At 56.2% G+C, this 16,016-nt stretch carries 12 protein-coding genes; 4 read left to right on the forward strand and 8 right to left on the reverse strand.

Features of this window, described 5'->3' with window-relative positions; all coding sequences use genetic code 11:
* The first annotated feature begins 140 nt into the window (after window positions 1-140).
* Entirely contained in the window at window positions 141-308 is a 168-nt protein-coding gene (locus tag UP06_RS41415; protein ID WP_197087134.1) for a hypothetical protein, read from the forward strand.
* A 243-nt stretch (window positions 309-551) separates the two neighbouring features.
* Here UP06_RS41415 and UP06_RS06805 read toward each other — a convergent pair whose 3' ends face one another.
* The 4 genes from UP06_RS06805 to UP06_RS06825 all read right to left on the reverse strand — a co-directional run bounded on the left by UP06_RS06805 (window position 552) and on the right by UP06_RS06825 (window position 5,013).
* The gene (locus UP06_RS06805) at window positions 552-869 is read right to left on the reverse strand and encodes a hypothetical protein (RefSeq protein ID WP_045001595.1); all 318 of its coding nucleotides are present in this window, start codon (window positions 867-869) and stop codon (window positions 552-554) included.
* 230 nt (window positions 870-1,099) lie between these two features.
* Window positions 1,100-1,693 carry a DsrE family protein gene (locus tag UP06_RS06810; RefSeq protein ID WP_082078621.1) on the reverse strand — a complete coding sequence of 198 codons (594 nt, stop codon included), beginning with the start codon at window positions 1,691-1,693 and terminating at the stop codon, window positions 1,100-1,102.
* A gap of 660 nt (window positions 1,694-2,353) precedes the next feature.
* Complete coding sequence (locus tag UP06_RS06820; protein WP_156162819.1) at window positions 2,354-3,394, reverse strand: TAXI family TRAP transporter solute-binding subunit; 1,041 nt, start codon at window positions 3,392-3,394, stop codon at window positions 2,354-2,356.
* A 122-nt stretch (window positions 3,395-3,516) separates the two neighbouring features.
* Entirely contained in the window at window positions 3,517-5,013 is a 1,497-nt protein-coding gene (locus UP06_RS06825) for a coiled-coil domain-containing protein (protein ID WP_245305424.1), read from the reverse strand.
* 921 nt (window positions 5,014-5,934) lie between these two features.
* Between UP06_RS06825 and UP06_RS06835 the strand changes: the two genes are divergently transcribed.
* Window positions 5,935-7,152 (forward strand): serine/threonine protein kinase, encoded by a 1,218-nt coding sequence (locus UP06_RS06835; RefSeq protein ID WP_245305425.1) that lies wholly within the window; start codon window positions 5,935-5,937, stop codon window positions 7,150-7,152.
* A gap of 61 nt (window positions 7,153-7,213) precedes the next feature.
* Window positions 7,214-8,212, forward strand: coding sequence for a nucleotidyltransferase family protein (locus UP06_RS06840; protein WP_045001652.1), 999 nt, complete (start codon window positions 7,214-7,216; stop codon window positions 8,210-8,212).
* 167 nt (window positions 8,213-8,379) lie between these two features.
* Here UP06_RS06840 and UP06_RS06845 read toward each other — a convergent pair whose 3' ends face one another.
* On the reverse strand, window positions 8,380-8,766 hold the full coding sequence (locus tag UP06_RS06845) for an H-NS histone family protein (RefSeq protein WP_045001600.1): 387 nt from the start codon (window positions 8,764-8,766) through the stop codon (window positions 8,380-8,382).
* A gap of 672 nt (window positions 8,767-9,438) precedes the next feature.
* Between UP06_RS06845 and UP06_RS06855 the strand changes: the two genes are divergently transcribed.
* Window positions 9,439-9,807, forward strand: a complete 369-nt coding sequence (locus tag UP06_RS06855) for an H-NS histone family protein (protein WP_045001602.1) — start codon at window positions 9,439-9,441, stop codon at window positions 9,805-9,807.
* A 22-nt stretch (window positions 9,808-9,829) separates the two neighbouring features.
* On the opposite strand, the gene UP06_RS06860 is transcribed toward UP06_RS06855, so the two are convergent.
* The 3 genes from UP06_RS06860 to UP06_RS06870 form a co-directional block, all read right to left on the reverse strand.
* Window positions 9,830-11,287: an exopolysaccharide biosynthesis polyprenyl glycosylphosphotransferase gene (locus UP06_RS06860; protein ID WP_045001603.1), complete on the reverse strand. Its 1,458-nt coding sequence runs from the start codon at window positions 11,285-11,287 to the stop codon at window positions 9,830-9,832.
* Window positions 11,288-11,474: 187 nt separating this feature from the next.
* A complete protein-coding gene (locus UP06_RS06865; RefSeq protein ID WP_045001604.1) occupies window positions 11,475-13,499 on the reverse strand; it encodes a hypothetical protein in 2,025 nt (674 codons plus the stop codon).
* Window positions 13,500-13,587: 88 nt separating this feature from the next.
* Complete coding sequence (locus UP06_RS06870) at window positions 13,588-15,924, reverse strand: AAA family ATPase (RefSeq protein WP_349509923.1); 2,337 nt, start codon at window positions 15,922-15,924, stop codon at window positions 13,588-13,590.
* Between the last annotated feature and the right edge of the window lie 92 nt (window positions 15,925-16,016).

Genomic DNA, 16,016 nt, shown 5'->3' on the forward strand with positions numbered 1-16,016 from the left:
ACACCACCTGCGATCTTGTACGCGCCCTCTTCCTAACGGGAGGGTAGGATTCACAGAAATCCACTCCAGACAACCCGCAATTAGTTGCCATCCCCCATCGCTTAAGCCCAGCTTATGGGAAAGCGTGATTCGAGGGGATCATGGATCTGGAGCGCTTCAAGGACATGTCAATTGATGAGCTGTGGGATCTCCACAGCGTCGTCGATGCTATTCTTGCCGCGAGGCTCATTGCGAAGAAAGGCGAACTCGAAAAGCGTCTTGGGCTGCTCCACAAGAAATCACCGGTCGACCGTCAGTCAGAGCATTGATCGGGGGAATGCAAGATCGGTTCAGATCCGCCCTTGGAGAATGGCGCCGCGCTCGCCGCAAGTCTCGCAGCTCAAGTTACAAGGTTGACGTGAAATCGTTGAAGATTGCGCCGCGAAGTTTGCGATCAGGATCTCGGGCGAGGAGCGGACGCCTTGCTTGTCAGCGGCTCGGCCACGCCCCTCATATTCACCACAACTCTTCCCGATCAGAGCGTGCGCGTGCACAAACCGCGAATCCCCACCTCAATGCCTTATCGCTCTGTCCAGGAAATTCAATAGGGATGGTGTCACTTCATCGAACTCGACAACGCGGCGCCGCAGTTCATCCGCGACGTCTGCCGTTACATCGCGCGACCAACCCTCCGCCGTATTGAAGGCCACGATGCGAGTGGGATGCTCGTACAGGCCGTCTATCATGTGTCGCATCAATGTCGCGCGACTGGTGTCCTCTTCGGCCGTTTCGCACCAGGCTCGCCCGAGCCGGCCACCAAAATCCTCAAGCACAAGATAGACATCCTGGTCTGCCGCCACATGCGGTACAATGGATGGGGAGCGACCCATGCTCAGAAACTCCAGTCGAGGCAGAGGTAATTAACGGCAAAATGTTGCATTATTGAATTTAAAAGTAAATCGATATAATAAATTTCGGTTTAAGAACGGAATCACCGACGTGCTCTGTAGCCGCGATGCCGAATAAGTGGCGACTCCTTGCGAGTCGGAAAATGCAGGCCAGCCGACGTGCACTTTCTCCAAAGTTGAGTTCTACCTGTTCGTCTGTCGAAGCCGCCTCTTCACGGCTTAACGTAGGCCCATCCCTGCTCCTGCAGTTCCATCACTCTGACGACGCCTGATTTTACCACCTGCGCTTGCGGAACAATTGGTATGTCCTTGTTCTCGGCTTTTTGCATCTTCTCTTGAGTATTCCCGCAAGCCTTGAACGACACCTCTGGCGTGCTCAGGGCCATTTCCTCGATTCGAGCCTTCACCGGTGAAGTGTCGTTACGGAGCATGTGCAAGCCGGGGCCGAAAGTGATAACCTCAACTTTTACGTGTTCACCGAGGTCTTTATAGTATTGCGTGACATTGGTCGCGTTGTTCAATGCAAGATTCATCGCGGCCGAGTCGTTGCTGTTGACCTGGAGGATCAAGCGATGCTCCTTCGTGCTGGCAGATCGTGACATCATGCGAGCCATCGCCGATCGCTTTTGCGTTAGGGCAGTCGCCGTTGGATTTGTTGGCTTTGCTGCTGCGTGGTGCTTTGGCATAGGAGCCGGCGAAGTTGCTTGGGCAGCGCCGGCTTCCTGTGCTCCGGAGCCCGATAGACCGACCAGTAATGAAATGATTGCCGCTGCTGTTCCTGTGATAACTTGCTGAAACATGCTCATTGTGCCTCTCCGAACAAGCCTCGATTCATTGTCAATTTCGGGACTTCGCAGCCGCGCGCGGCCACTTGCATATTGGTGCCATTTTCGCCCGCACGCTCTCGAAGCCTCCGAGCGCAAACACTGCGTCGTGGCCATTCTTGGTGCTCATTGAAAGATGCACGGCGAGTACGCCGCTATCGGGCAGAGACTGCACGAGGCGAATGACGTCCCCTCCGACAGCCACACCTTGCCTGGACACCGACGCTATTGCAGGGACCTGAAGAGATGGGCCGTCATTGATGCGCAGAGAAATGATGTCATCATTGCCGTGGCCAGAAATTTCGGATCCCTCCAACCACATTTCCGTCCGTCCACTGCGGCATCCTATCCAAAGCTTCATCGTGGGTCCGGCGCCGCCGCCCCGCGATGACGTCATCGCACTAATGATCGGCGAGTAATCCACTGGCGAGGTGGTCTCGCTAATGGTCCAGTTCGGGCCTTCACGAGGCGACGGGCTATCGGGGGATATCGTGCGGGACAATCGGTCCAAGCAATCCTGACGCTGCGTGCGGTCGACCAGAGAACAGGCACGAAGCTGTACCATGGGGTCTTCGAAGCCTTGCGCCCAAGCGATTCCGCTGCTGATTGCGAGCGTCATAAGGAGCACCACGACGAGGAATATCATTGCGAGGCCTGGATCGGCTGACGGTCAAGCCAGGCTTGTGCTGCTGGAAATCGCGTGAGGCCGGGCACTACCGCGGCCAGGTTGATCGATTTCCACTTCGGATCGAAGCCCGGCTCCTGCAGTTTTTCTATTCGAGAGAACAGGTGATCGACGAAGCGCGTAACACGTTGAAAGCGCTTCGACTTGAGCGGCCAGTTGAAAGCAACGAGCACGGTTGGCACGGCAACGGTCAATACGCGTTCGCCTTGCTTGATCAGATTGGGGTAATCCGTCGCGTCCAGCGAAGATGGCAAATAGTAATCTTCGAACCTGCTATCGTAGGGGATTGACAGGAACTTAAAGCCAGAGTCCCAACGGCCGCGCACGAAGGCATCTACAGGCTTTGACGTCACGAAGACGACGGCTGCGATCTCGCCCTTGCGCATCTGCTCGAGCGCGACTTGGTGGGGAATGAAGGTCTGATTCACCTCAAGCCGGAGGCGACTGAAGATCAGGGGCCCCGAATAGGCCGCAGCAGTACCCTTTGTGTTGAAGTTGACCGTCTTCCCGGCCAGATCGCTTAAACTCCGGATTTCAGGCCTGACGAAAATGTGCAGCTCGGACGGAAACAGATTGAGAATATATGCAATACGCTGCTGGATATCCGGCACCTGGCTCTTGTACTCTTCAAGCGCGTCGGAGTTGATGATCGCCGCATCGATGCCACGCAGGTAGAGCAGGGAATTGACGTTTTCTGTTGCGCCGCGTGTGACAACAGGAAGTACGTGCAGATTGTTTCCATCGTCGGTCACGCGTGCAATTTCCGCGGCAAGTCGGAGGGGGGCTCCTTCGAGAAGGCCTCCAGCAAGTCCGACGGTCCAGGCGTTCATCGCCGCAATTTCCGGTCTCGCGTACTCCGCCCCATTTCGAGTCAGCTGAGTCTGAGACGGGCGCGAATGTTGCGCTTGCGGAATTGCGGGCCGTGGTTCCAAAATCAAGAGCAGCGGAGAAAGTACCATAAGAAAGGCCCATCGGCGTATTTCAATAATCTGCTCCATCGAAAGCTCCTTGGTCGAACCGAGTTAATCGCGGCAGTCTTCGCTTTGCCATGTGCAACCAGATCGGGTTGAACAAGTCATGGCCAGCCCGTCGAAATTTCGTGCTTGCCGCGACGACGCTGCTACCGGCTAACGGCGTCAAATCGTTCCTTCGCTTCCTTGATCCCTCCGGCTTCAGCCTTGGCGTAGAGCTCTCGCGCTTTGATCGGATCGCCACGCATTCCGTAGGCGCCCCATTTCGCGAGAACATTCGGATCAAACGTTTCGGCGAGCGCGAACGCTGCCTGAGCACTACCCAACTCGGCTGCGCGTTCCAGGACAGCTCTTGCCGCGCCAATGTCGCCTTGCCGAAGCAGTCCCGTTGCACGGGCGGTCAGCCGCATCAGTTCGGCTGCGTAGTCGTGTTCGAGTAGCGTATCGCCGGCGCCGGCCAGGGGGCGAACCGTCTGCCCTTCAATGAAGGGTTCGCGTTCGATTTCGCCGGTAGTGACGACGGCAGGGTCGGTAGGCGCTGTCTTCGTCTTATCTGATGTTGCTGCAAGCTCTCCCAGAGACTGTGGCTGCTGCGGCAAGCGGAGCAGTCCCGCCCATGGTAGGTCCCGTCGAGACGGTGTGCCGGCGGCGTCTTCGCCCGGTTTGCCCGCCGCGGACCTTGACTCAGGAGCCCGACGTACTCCCGCTAGTTCTTCCTCAAGTCGGCTGGATCGATCGCGTTCGTGTCGAAGCAGCTCTTGCGACTCGTTTGCCTTATCGTCGTTTGCCGCAGCCTGCGCTTCGTATGCGAACAGTCTGGCGCGCGCCCGCGATAGCTCCTGCACGAGTCCTTCTGCTTTTTCGCGGTCCTCTTTCAATGACAGCTTCACTTTGGCGAGGGAGTTGTCCGCCGCCAGTTTGATCTGCGTCGTTTCTTCGTTCGCTCTCGCAATCTGCAAGGAACGCTTGTCGAGCTCGGATCGCGTCTTTCCAAGGTCCTCCTCAAGGTGCTTGGCACGTTCGTGCTCCTGTTGGAAGTTCGTTTGCAACTCTGTGAGTGCTTTCTCTGCCGCTTCCTTAGCGCTGATCGCCGCGGCAGCTCTGGCGGCCAGTGTTACCTGCGTCTCCAGTTCACGGCGGGCAGCGGCCAGATCCTGCTCCAACCGGCTGGCCCGATCACGCTCCCGCTGCGCAACGTCTTTCAACTCCCGCAGATCGCGTTCTGCAGCGTGTTTGAGCTCACTCCTGTTATCGTCGGCTCCGGGTGTTAGCCCCGCTTGGAGTTCGAGATCGCGGCGCGCGATGGTTAGGTCCTGTTCTAGCCGCTGTCCCCGCGCGCGCTCCTCTTGAAGCGATTTCTGCAGTCTTCCCGTTTCAGTTTCGGCGGCTTCCGCTATGCTGATCCATTGCTGGCGTGCTTGCTCTAACAACTTCAGGACGGATTCCAGATCCTGTCGGGATGTTCGAAGGTCGCGCGCAAGGGCCTGTACCTTCTGCTGTTCATGGGCGATAGCTTGTCGCAGCTCCTCGGTATCGCCGCTTTTAGCTTGTGCGAGCTGCGGGACATCGGTGTTGTTGAGTTGTCCGCGGCGCGGCGAGCGCTGTCTCTCTCGGCTTGTCGTCCAGCCGGGGTCTGCTGTCGTCACGTTAGGCTCTAGCGCCACCGGAGTTGGCGTTAGTTCTGCGAGAGCGGGGGCTGTCAATACCAACGTTATTGTCAGGATGGTACTGCAACCCACACCGAATTTGTTGGTGCTAGCGCGGCCGAACATAAATAGGAACCCGTATGCAAGCCTCACCCTGTTGCGGTTGTCGGACAGATCCGGCAGCCGAGTGTTGACACTTTAGCCATGTTCCTTGTTTGATTTATCCGGAACCTATTAAAATTAACCGAAATCCCAATAGATTTCAATATATTTATTTAATGCAGATGTATTCCAGGGGGCGCGATCGCGGCTGACTTTCCACGCGAACGGATAGATGCGAGGCGGAAAAGAAAACCTGGCGTTGGCGAACGCCTGAGATCGGTGGCTCGTGCGTCGCGATCTTTGCGGAAAGGACTTCGGCAGTGCTCGAGGGCGTCTTGCACCCGCGCCATCGTTCCTATGGTCGGAACTCGTGTGCGGAAATTTGTGGGGACCGAGTGGGTCCGCAGCTACCGCCAGCGTCTTTAGTGCTGAAAGACCATGGTGCGGTTCAAATCTAAAACAAATGAGACGATGAATTAAATTCAAAATACCGTTGCGTTAATTGTCGACGACGGCATAATCTAAGCTTGTAAATGTGTACGGCTGGAGGGAACGATGTGGAATTTAATTCATAAAAATCACAGCTCAACCTCGTCTGCGCGGCAATTGGCCGAGATGCACCAGAAATTGATAGGCATCGGCGAGAAAGAGCGGATTTTGAGAGAGCGGAGTGCCGATCGCGAGGCCTATCGGTATTTGCTCGATGCTCACAGGCTGTTTGCCTACGGGCGGCCTGTTAGAGACCATATATTGAGCATGTCTCCACCTGAGACAGGTGAGAGCAATCATATGGTGGCGTGATCGGGGCGATTTAGCGCGTTGAACGGCGAAGTGAGTTGCGGCATCCGGCTCTCTGCGGCGGTATCGTTGAAGTTAACTGGCGGCCGCCGCTCGTCCAGTCGGCGCAGATTTGTTGAGGCCGCGGTGCGCAAATTCCCACCGGAAATCATATTGAGACCGGCCGTCGACGCGCAGTTTGCGCTACTGGACGGTCGATCGGTGCTCTTCAGTGGGGCGAGACAGGAGATCTATGAACTCGACAAGGTCGGGGCTTTCGTTTGGTGTAGTTTGGCGCAAAATGCCTCCTTGGAAGATATTTATCGGGGGCTTGGGAAGTTCGGTATTAGCGAAGGCATAGCCTGCCAATTCGCGAACCAGGCCATAGGCGCCTGGCTGGACAGAGCGCTTCTCGATGTTGATTGGGGAGCATCGAATGACTATTCCTTGTCAGCTATTCTAGATCGACGCAGGATCAGCATCTATGCCGCCAACCGGGGCCTATTGGAAAAATTGGTGTGTTTGTTCTGTGCTTTGGACGACGGTGCCAGCGATGATGACATTGCCATCAAGGTCGTAGAGCTTGGCGGCCAAGTGATTTTCCGCGGAGATGACGCGAGTGTCCATAGGTGTGAAATCGAAGCATTGGCACCTACCATCAAGGCGTATATCACCGAGCGACTTATCCGAAGCCATCGTTCGGCCTTCGCTCTGCACGCAGCGTCGCTTACGAGAGATGGTGGCGGCTTGTTACTGTGCGGCGAACCGGGAGCCGGGAAGTCTACGCTTACCCTGCGGCTGTTAGATGCGGGATTTCGGTATGCCGGCGACGACGTGGCGCTGATCGGGGTTGACGGAACCATCTCTGGAATTCCGTTTGCTCTCACCCTTAAGCAGGGGGCATGGGGACTATTCTCGCGATTGCAAACCGATGGGCCCACCGCGACGTCTCGTCGATCAGATGGAACTTTAGTGCGGTACACGCCGGTAGCTGATCTATGCAATGCAGCGCTGTCCGCAAATTGGGTTATCTTTTTGAACCGGATCACAGGCGGCCCCGCCAAGCTCAGGGCGCTTGATCAGCTCGAGTCGATGAAACGGCTGATTGAGAGTGCATTCGCTGTCGATGGGAAACTTTCGCAAGCCGGCTTTTCCGCATTGAAGCGCATTGTCGCAGGCGCGAGTTCATTTGAACTCACATACTGCGAGTCGATGGAAGCCCGGCGGATCGTATTGGACCTGTGTGATGGTAGGGCATAGTCGGGCTTTGACAAGTCTATGCAATTGCTTGCGAGGTGTCCCGCCGGCCGGTGTCGAGTGGATGTCCGTAGTCGGCCTGGCAAATCAGACATTAACCACGCCGTGGCTCATTGACGTAGTCGACAAATTTACGTCGATGGTTCCGGACGATGTCTGCGCTTGCGTCCGCGATATCTATCGCCGGAACGTGCGGCGCAATGATCGGCTGTTCGCTCAATTGGAAGAAGCCGTTGCTGCGATGAATGACCGGGGAGTTACGCCGGTTCTGCTTAAGGGGGCAGCAACATTAGCTACCACGCCGTACGGGCGCCGAGGGGTGCGCCTGATGGCTGATCTCGATGTCATGGTCAGGCCGGAGGAAACGGAAAGGGCAGTAGCGGCTCTGACCGCAATTGGCTACGAGATTCCTGACCGAAGCCGTTCTGCGGGCCAAAGATGGTACGTTGAGCTTAACCGCTCGTGTGATGTTGGAGCAATCGATCTGCAACGAAGCGCACCTGGTCCGGCATGCTTCTACCGGGACTTTGGACATGCTCCGGATCACTGTCGGCTTGCACAACTCGGTCGTGGGACGGCGTATATTCCCACACCGACTTTCCAAGCATTGATGCTGATCATACATGATCAGTTTCAGGACTATGGTTATTGGCTCGGTGACATCGATCTGCGGCATCTTGTCGAGTTGCGAGATCTGAACTATTCGGCCGGTGGCATCGACTGGGCGGAACTTACCTCCCAGGTCTCGGGCAAATTGATGAGAAATGCCCTCGAAAGCCAGCTACTCGCTCTCGCCGAATTGCTCGGGGTCGACGTTCCGTTGTCGCTCCGCTCGAGATTTATCCCCCGGCTGCAATTCGTGCGACGGCTGATGCAAGCCCGCTTTCCAGTTACACGGGTGCCTTTGCTTGCGATCACGGTTCTGGACCTCGGAAACTACAGGCGAGAGGCGGCAATCGAATATGCCAGCAAGCGCAGCCACGGATCGTGGTCCATGCCAAGCGCCGATACGTTGCAGTTTCTATTGGGAAAGGCTGTCGGAGTTCGTGCGGGAAAGGTCTAACATTAGGCTACGCCAACCGTGGTCCAGAAAACAGAGTTGGCTTGAGCGCAAATCATTTCGGCCGAACGGCCTCTTGGCATCGGCTGCTTTCAATATCGGCAGATGCCCGCCGAATTTTCGCTGGTCTCAGCATGTTAGGGCATGCCGTGTTTGTACTGCTTCGCGTGCTATGAATGCCCTCGGCCACCGGCCTTTGTATCCGGTGGGCCGCCGCTTTCAAGAATTCGAAACTCGTCCAATGAGTGTCCCGATTGGAGCGCGGCGACCAGCCAGCGAGGCTGTTTGCCGCGGCCAGACCAAGTTTCGGTGGGCCGGAGCGGGTTAAAGTATTTCGGTACGACCTTCGGGTACTTGCGGCGAGGCGGTTGCTCTGTCCCCGTCTCCGCCGCAACCATTTCGTTTTGACCAAGCCGATCCGGCCGGCTGAGTTGCGCTAGCCGTTTTTCCAACTCCTGCTTTTCCGCAGTAATCTTCTCAGCAAGGATCTTTGTCAGCTCCTCGTGAAGGAGCCAAAGTTCCTCAAAATCCATGGTTTCGAGTTCTTGCCTATGCATAGCACTCTCGTCACCGTTCAACTGAAGTTGTCTGTCCCGTCATCCACGACTGTCGAGTAGCGGAGCGCCCTGTGCGGCGAACTAGAGGTTTGCCGATGCTTGCTACTTAATTTGACGTCGCAGTAAATGTATTATAATTTATTTAAATTGCGTTGCTATGATTATTTTATTTAATTTGTCCGGCAAAATAAAATTGCTGGGCTGCAACGAGGCGGAAACATGTTGGTCCAGTATGCTCTCGGGCGTCTCCAGAAGTCGGTTAGTCAGTTTATCGTTCCATCGGGGGCACTGTCGGACGTCCAGGCGCTGGAGGTCCAAATCGAGCTCAGGTTGCGTGCCCTGAGGGACATAGAAATCATTCACACCCGTTTGCGGCAGTCCAAAGGGTATAATGTGAGAGGTGTACCCCGAAGGCGAAAAGGTGGCCGCGGGAGAGGGGCGTACTCTAGAAGGGTCCAGCCTAACAGATTGTTCGTGCGACCGATTTGACATTTTACGGCTTGCGGTCTGGACTCGCAGAGCGGCCGGGATGCACTTTTTACGTGCGGCATTTATTGTTGGGGTCGGGGGCGGTTATATCGGCTCCATACATTTTTCTGTGTAATATTGAACTCGCCCTTGATTAATGTTTTTCGCCGCAATATTAGTGAAGTGCAGCTATCGGGTAGTGGCATGGCACTGAAGAAACTAGAGTTAGAAACGATGTCGCTTGATGACCTGTGGTTACTCCACGAGGAAATCAGCGGCATTTTGTCGGCCCGCATCAAGGCGGAAAAGCACGAATTGGAGAAGCGCCTGGCGGTTCTTGGTGGCGGGATGCCGGTTTCGGCGGATCGCAGTGGGCCAGAGGGGGGCGCGGCTGGCAAACAGAGACGCAAGTATCCGCGAGTGCTTCCGAAATATCGGAACCCGCAAACATCCGAAACCTGGTCGGGGCGCGGCAAGCGGCCGAGATGGTTGGTCGCTGCTATGAAGTCTGGCCGCAGGATCGAGGATTTTCGGATAGGTGAAGCAAACTCGAAGGTTCGACAACGCGCATGATTTGATCTGCGCGGCGTGGAGCCTAACAGGCATTGCGTCCCCGCAGGATCTCAATGGGAGTTCGAATCAGGATTGCGAGATCCAGCCGAAGGCTCCAGTTGTCGATGTACCAGAGATCATACTGTACGCGCCTTTCGATCATGTCAGCTGTGGGGGTTGGGCCACGGCAGCCATGGATCTGCGCCCACCCGCTCAATCCTGGTTTGACCCTGCGGCGAAAGGCATAGTTCCGTACGAGCTTGCCGAATTGCCCATCGTGCGATAGGGCGTGAGGACGCGGGCCTACCAGTGACATGCTTCCGTCAAGGACATTCAGCAGTTGCGGTAATTCGTCGAAGCTGGTTCGGCGCAGCCATTTGCCGACCCGAGTGACACGTGGGTCGATGGGGGTGGCCTGAATGATCACAGGTCCATCCTCAAGCACATGCATTGTCCGAAATTTGCGGATTGAAAAGATCTGGCCGTTGAAGCCGCAACGCTTTTGTCTAAAGAACACGGGTCCGGCAGAATCCAATTTAATCGCGATGGCAGCCGCCGCGATCCCCGGCGCAAGTATCATCAACGCCAGTCCCGCGCCGACAAGATCAATCATTCGCTTGCCCGCGCATTCGACCGCTGTGAGAGGGCCGCGCTGGAGTTCGGCGCAGATCGCGCTTCCGAGGCTCCGGAGGGGATGTCGAACCCATTCGGATGCTGTCCCGACTGGGACGAACATGATAGGGAACGGCACTACCCTTAGATCGGCGACGAAGGCGCGAAGCTCGGACCAGCGCTCCGGGGCCGCTTCCAACACGACCGCATTGAGTTCGATATTGCGTATGTAGTCAATTACGTTGGCACTGATCCGTCTTCGAAGAGCAGGACCGGATCCAATCGGAGGCAAGCTGAAGCGTCCTTTGACGCAAAAGCCCTGAATTGCCAAAGTTTCTGAGAGCCCAGCGCTTTTCGATAGCGGTTGATCGCTGATCAGAACAATGTTGGTGTTGGCGAACCTTCTTCCGCTCAGACCTTTTGCCAGAAGGACCTTAACGGCCCCCCGCTGCGCTATGAGGAGGGCTAAGCCGCAAACGGCGAAGAGGAGTTCTGGAGAATATTCAAGATGGACTTTGAAACCGCTCGCCGCCCAAACCAAAAGAAGCAAAAATGTCCACGCCATGCAAATTGCGCGAATCTGATTTCGGACGACGAGGAGCTCGGTTGGCCGATATAGTCCATGGGACTTCAACAGAGAAACAAAGCACGCCGAGGAGACCAGCGTGAGACTGAAGGCGTTACCTGAGTTGCCTCCATTATTTTGGACCTGATAGAGCAAGGTGGAGAGGACGCCAGCAACAAAGATCGTCGCAATGTCAATACCGAGCGCCACGTGCTCAATTGAATCATAACGAACAGGCCATTTGTGCCTGCGGGACCGGAGCGGCTGGGCTGCGACACGCACCGTATCGCCCGGATCAGTGATATGCCGATTCACGAAATTCATTGGCGAGGCGCCTGAAAATTAATATTTAATTATTTATTAATTAATCATATCCATCAAGTTAAAAATGCGCACTTGGGCGGTTAAATTTCTGTCAAAGTATTTTCTCGCCGGCGATCTGCGCTCCACCATCCGGCGGGGTGGGGCATTGTCTTTGAGCCATGCGCGATGTTCGTGCGGCGGCTCGGGACTAGGGACGCTGCCTGCGCATGTTAGGGAGATAAGTTGGATCGAGCTCGGAAACCAGATTATCCGCGAAAGCCCTTACGTCGACTGGCGCCGATTGATAGGCGGCAGCAATGGCGGCTCTAAGAGCAGGCCGCTTCGTGACCGCAATCTTGACGTCACGTTTTGTCAGCTCACGCAGATCAGGATCATTTATTGCAGAGTCCGTGGCGAAAGCGACAGATAGACGTAGCGGAAGTAGGTCCAAATCATTTGGCGCCGTGTAGTATGAGATCTTTAGCAAAGTAACGACGTCATATTTGGTCGACCTGAGTTCCTTCGACATCGCTGCAAGCATCAGCCAAAGATCACCTCGCAATGGTGAGTGCCGCAAGGCATCTGCGAGGGTGTTCGAAACGTCCGACTGCAGGCGGTCTTCCCGCTGTGCGGCTTCAGCCCCGTCGATGGATGTTTGCGCCGCTGCGGCAAGCTGCCGTTCTCGCAAGCCGCTGTCGCGTGGCTGTGAGTGCAATGCGGAACCGAACATCGTCCCGAACCACACGCCGCTGGTCGCAGTTGGCGGACCAACGAGATACCTCTCATGCGTGAGCAGCCATGCTGATTGGACGGCCACCACGACTGCGACGGCGCCCAGCACTACGCGAGCGGATGCACTGCCGAGGGTAACTAAACGGAAGGGAAGCCACGTCGAATTCCGGCTATTTACCCCATCCGCCGGCCGCGGCCGTCCCGAGGACGTGATCTCGCTACTCGATCGACTTTGCCCAAAAGCCAATCCGAAAAGCGCGGCCGCCAACAGAGACGCGCCGAAATCCAGAATGCCGTCCTCGATAAAGGCCAATATGGTCAGGGACACCGCGGCACTTGCGCCAACCGCCGCGTAGACATAGTCGTAGCGTCGCAGCAAGGAACGTCTGAACAAAGTGCAAATACCAAGTACAGTCACGATCAGTACACCCAAAAGGAATGGTCGGCCCATCTCGATCGCGACGGCAGCGGCAGCCGTTGGGCGCTCGCGCGATGCAATCGTGCCAATGTCTCGATGGATCGGGAGAAGCGCCACGTATGTTCCTGCACCGGATCCGACCTGATTTGTATCGAGGAGCATCCTTTCAGTCGCCATGTGGTTCTGCATCGATAGTGCGATCGTTGGATCGGTATTTTCCTTCATCGGTAGCATCGTGACGCTTGTAAGAAAGAGCACACCAATGGTGGCAAGAACGCCGACGGTGCTCCAAATCCGGTAGAACCATTTGCGTATCGCGAACACGGCGAGCAGCAGTGCCGTTCCAAGAAAAGCAGCAATGGCGATGCTAGAGCTGCCCTCAAGGAGAAGCGCCGCCCCACAGATGAGCATCGAAAAAAGTGCGAACGGCAGCGCTATGATTGGATTGGAGGCCAAACCTGACGGAAGCCTGCCCCGTTGAATTTTGTCGATCGTACGTACCACCATCGCGGCGGACAGCAAGACACCCAACACGGCAGGGACTGCACCACCCGCCAGGGAGGGAGCGTCCTGAGTGGACGGAAAACCATCCAGGCCGCCCGTGTGCCGCCAAATCATACGCGCGCACAAGAGTGTGGTGGCCGCTGCAAGCGTGTAAAGGAGTTGCGCCGCGCGCTGTCTCTCCTGAGCGACGAGGGCTGTAACAAGCCCCAGGGAAATGACCGCGCCGTACTGAACGGACGCCTGCAACGTCGCGCACATATCGACCGTGAGCCGCTCGGCGAGAAGCTCATTCAGCGCAGACGATGCGGTTGTCCATATCGGGTTGCCGAGTCCGCGGAAAGGTATTGGAGCGAGTTGCAGAATCATCCAAATGGCCGGGGCACTGATCGCGAGGGCGAGAAAGGGCGCTAGCAGTCTCGCAAAGCGGGTCAGCGTAGAAGAGGACGGTAAAACTGCTACGCCCAGCAATGCCGCCGCCAGAACAGCAGCCAACGTCGCCCGTATCTGCGGCGTCTCCGGCATGGCAAATGCGGAAATGACGATCGCCAGAAGTGTCAACATCAGGAGCCTAGCAACCATCTAACGGCATCCTTTGTGTCTGATTTTCCGGCAGATACCCGTCTCGCCAAACGATGGCTCGCTTGTCGTGCATATCCAGCAGATCATTTCAGGCATCCGAAAAGCCATAGCGGATATAATGGCTGTCATCATAATAATCGCTTCTGCGAGCGTCATATCGCGACATCGCTCTGATATCAGTCTTGTTGAGAATCGCGCCGATAAGCGCGTCGGAGACCATCGGAGCCGTATGGAGGGCGTGCTGTATGACGTCTATCTTCGTGCGTCCCCATTCGACCACGAGAACGTAGCAATCGACCAAGGAACCCGTAACGCGTACATCCACAAGGGGGGTCAGCGGCGGAAGGTCGACAATAATGTAATCATAGTTCTGCCGGAGGCGATCAAAGAGTTTGGAGATCGATTCCGCGGACAGAATCTCGCTCGTGTGAAGCAAAGTTCCGCGCCGAACGGCCGGAAGAAATGCAAGATTGGTCTTGGGATCGTGCCAGATTGCTTCCTCAAGTGGACGACTACCATTCGCGACTTCAACAATGCCGGCCGTCGCTTTGGGAGCAACGCTCGACGAGAGTGAAGGATTTCTGAGGTCGCAATCGACGATGATCACTTTCTTGCCGCTGTGCCCGATCAGTTGCGCAAGGGAAGCTGCAATCGTGGTTTTTCCTTCGTTTGGGAGAGCCGACGTGACGCCAATCACCTGGTTGGACGCTTTCGCTGGGCTGTGGTCAATCGCAAGCTTAATCGATCGAATGGCCTCGGTGTATCGAGAGAGAGGCATGCTGACGACCGCATGATGGATCTCTGGAACGGTCGAGAGTGTCCGTTGGCTCAAGTCTTCGTGTGTCTGTTGAGCGCGGATCGTTCGCCGCCGCGTCTTGGGCACTAGCAGCAACGGCACGAGAGACAGGCAGGGCAATTCTAGTGCGGCCTCGAGTTGCGAAGATGTACGGAAAACGCGGTCCATTACGTCGCGGACGAAAGCAAGGAGAATTCCGAGCGCGAGCCCACCCAGCAGGCCGAAGGCAAGGACCACCTTGGTCTTCGGCTTACTCCGCGTTTGCGCGGCCGAAGCAGGAAAAATGACCCGCGTTTCGGAAATAGGGAACGTTTCCTGTTGCGCCGAGCCCATGTAGTGCTGCAGAAATGTCTCGTATAGCGCGCGCAAGCTCTTCGCCCGACTCTCTAGCTCCCTTATCGTTAATTCCGCCGAGTTTGTGACGCGCGATTGTGATACAGCTTGCGCGAGCTGTTTCTCCTGCTCTTGCAGCCGTTGCTGGGCGGCTTCAAATTCGTTGCGACTGGATTCGGCAAGTCGCCTGACCTCTTCGAGAATAGAGGTGCGAGTATCCCGCACGCGATTTCGCAGATTGACGACGGCGAGGTGATCGTGTCCATAACGTGTCGACCACTCGGCCTCGCGTCTGGAGAAATCGAGGTACTGCTGTCTGAGGCCGTTGATGATCTGGCTCTGAAGCACGTCGGCGCCGAGTGCCTCCGGAAGATCTGCCGCGGACGAATTCGTCGAGTTGCTCTGCAGAATGCTCTCGTAACGTTTGAGTTTTACCTGCGCGTCGGATGCCTGCGCCCGAGCGGCCACGAGGCGGGCATTGAGGTCATTGATCTGCTGTTCATCGATTGGTTTCCCGCCCGCGGAAACCATGTTGTTCTGCGATCTGTATGCATTGACGGCGCGTTCGGCGGTCAGCGCCTCGTCTCCCAGGCTGCGCAGCCGCTCCTGCAGCCAGCCCGTTGCGGTACGAGTGGCTTCAAACTTCGCGCTGAGCTGATCGGAAATGTAGACGTTGGCAACAGCGTTAGCGATGTCCGCGGCCAGCTGCGGATCGCTCGAGCTGAAATTGACTTCAATGACGTGGCTATAGCTCACCCGACCGGCGGAAAGGCGATCCAGAAAAGCGGCGATCGTGTTTTCTGAGAGCTGATTTGGCTTCGTAGATTGCCCACCTTCCGGAGGGTTTGATCTCCACTTCCGGATCCAGCGCTGAAGTGAAGACAGTGAAGAGCTCGCCTCCTTGAAGTCCGGATGATCAGCGAGCGCCAATTGCTTAATCACCGCAACCGCCGTCGCGCGCGATTTGATGATCTGCAACTGCGTCTCGATCTGAGCAACATCGACGAGAGGCTCGGAGAGAAGAGATTGTTGCTGAAGGAATTGCGCTCGGGGATTGCCAAGAAGAATCTGAACCTGAGCCGTGTAGGTCGGGGGAACCAATCGCAGATATAGCATGCTAGTCGCGCTTGCGAGGGCTGCAGTGACAAGAATCATCAGGTACTGGCGCCTGAGAAAGACAAGCGCCGACTTGATCAACGCTCCGATGTCCGCCCCGTCCTGCTGGCCGGATTGCATCTGCATGGTTAGTGGCAGGCGTGTTCTGTCGGTCTGCAGCGAAGGGGTCTGAAGCATCATTCTTATCTCTTTGCCGTAGATGGGATCGCGTCGATTCTAAAGACTGCCGATTAATTGAAAGGGGTGCGCGACATTAAAAACAATATATCTAA

Source organism: Bradyrhizobium sp. LTSP857, from assembly GCF_000938285.1.
GTDB lineage: Bacteria > Pseudomonadota > Alphaproteobacteria > Rhizobiales > Xanthobacteraceae > Bradyrhizobium.

Excerpts from the sequence above, each read along its gene's own strand:
- UP06_RS06840 (WP_045001652.1), top strand. The coding sequence starts at position 7,214 with ATGTCCGTAGTCGGCCTGGCAAATCAGACATTAACCACGCCGTGGCTC.
- UP06_RS06860 (WP_045001603.1), bottom strand. The coding sequence starts at position 11,287 with ATGAATTTCGTGAATCGGCATATCACTGATCCGGGCGATACGGTGCGT.
- UP06_RS41415 (WP_197087134.1), top strand. The coding sequence starts at position 141 with ATGGATCTGGAGCGCTTCAAGGACATGTCAATTGATGAGCTGTGGGAT.
- UP06_RS06845 (WP_045001600.1), bottom strand. The coding sequence starts at position 8,766 with ATGCATAGGCAAGAACTCGAAACCATGGATTTTGAGGAACTTTGGCTC.
- UP06_RS06810 (WP_082078621.1), bottom strand. The coding sequence starts at position 1,693 with ATGAGCATGTTTCAGCAAGTTATCACAGGAACAGCAGCGGCAATCATT.
- UP06_RS06805 (WP_045001595.1), bottom strand. The coding sequence starts at position 869 with ATGGGTCGCTCCCCATCCATTGTACCGCATGTGGCGGCAGACCAGGAT.
- UP06_RS06820 (WP_156162819.1), bottom strand. The coding sequence starts at position 3,394 with ATGGAGCAGATTATTGAAATACGCCGATGGGCCTTTCTTATGGTACTT.
- UP06_RS06870 (WP_349509923.1), bottom strand. The coding sequence starts at position 15,924 with ATGATGCTTCAGACCCCTTCGCTGCAGACCGACAGAACACGCCTGCCA.
- UP06_RS06855 (WP_045001602.1), top strand. The coding sequence starts at position 9,439 with ATGGCACTGAAGAAACTAGAGTTAGAAACGATGTCGCTTGATGACCTG.
- UP06_RS06865 (WP_045001604.1), bottom strand. The coding sequence starts at position 13,499 with ATGGTTGCTAGGCTCCTGATGTTGACACTTCTGGCGATCGTCATTTCC.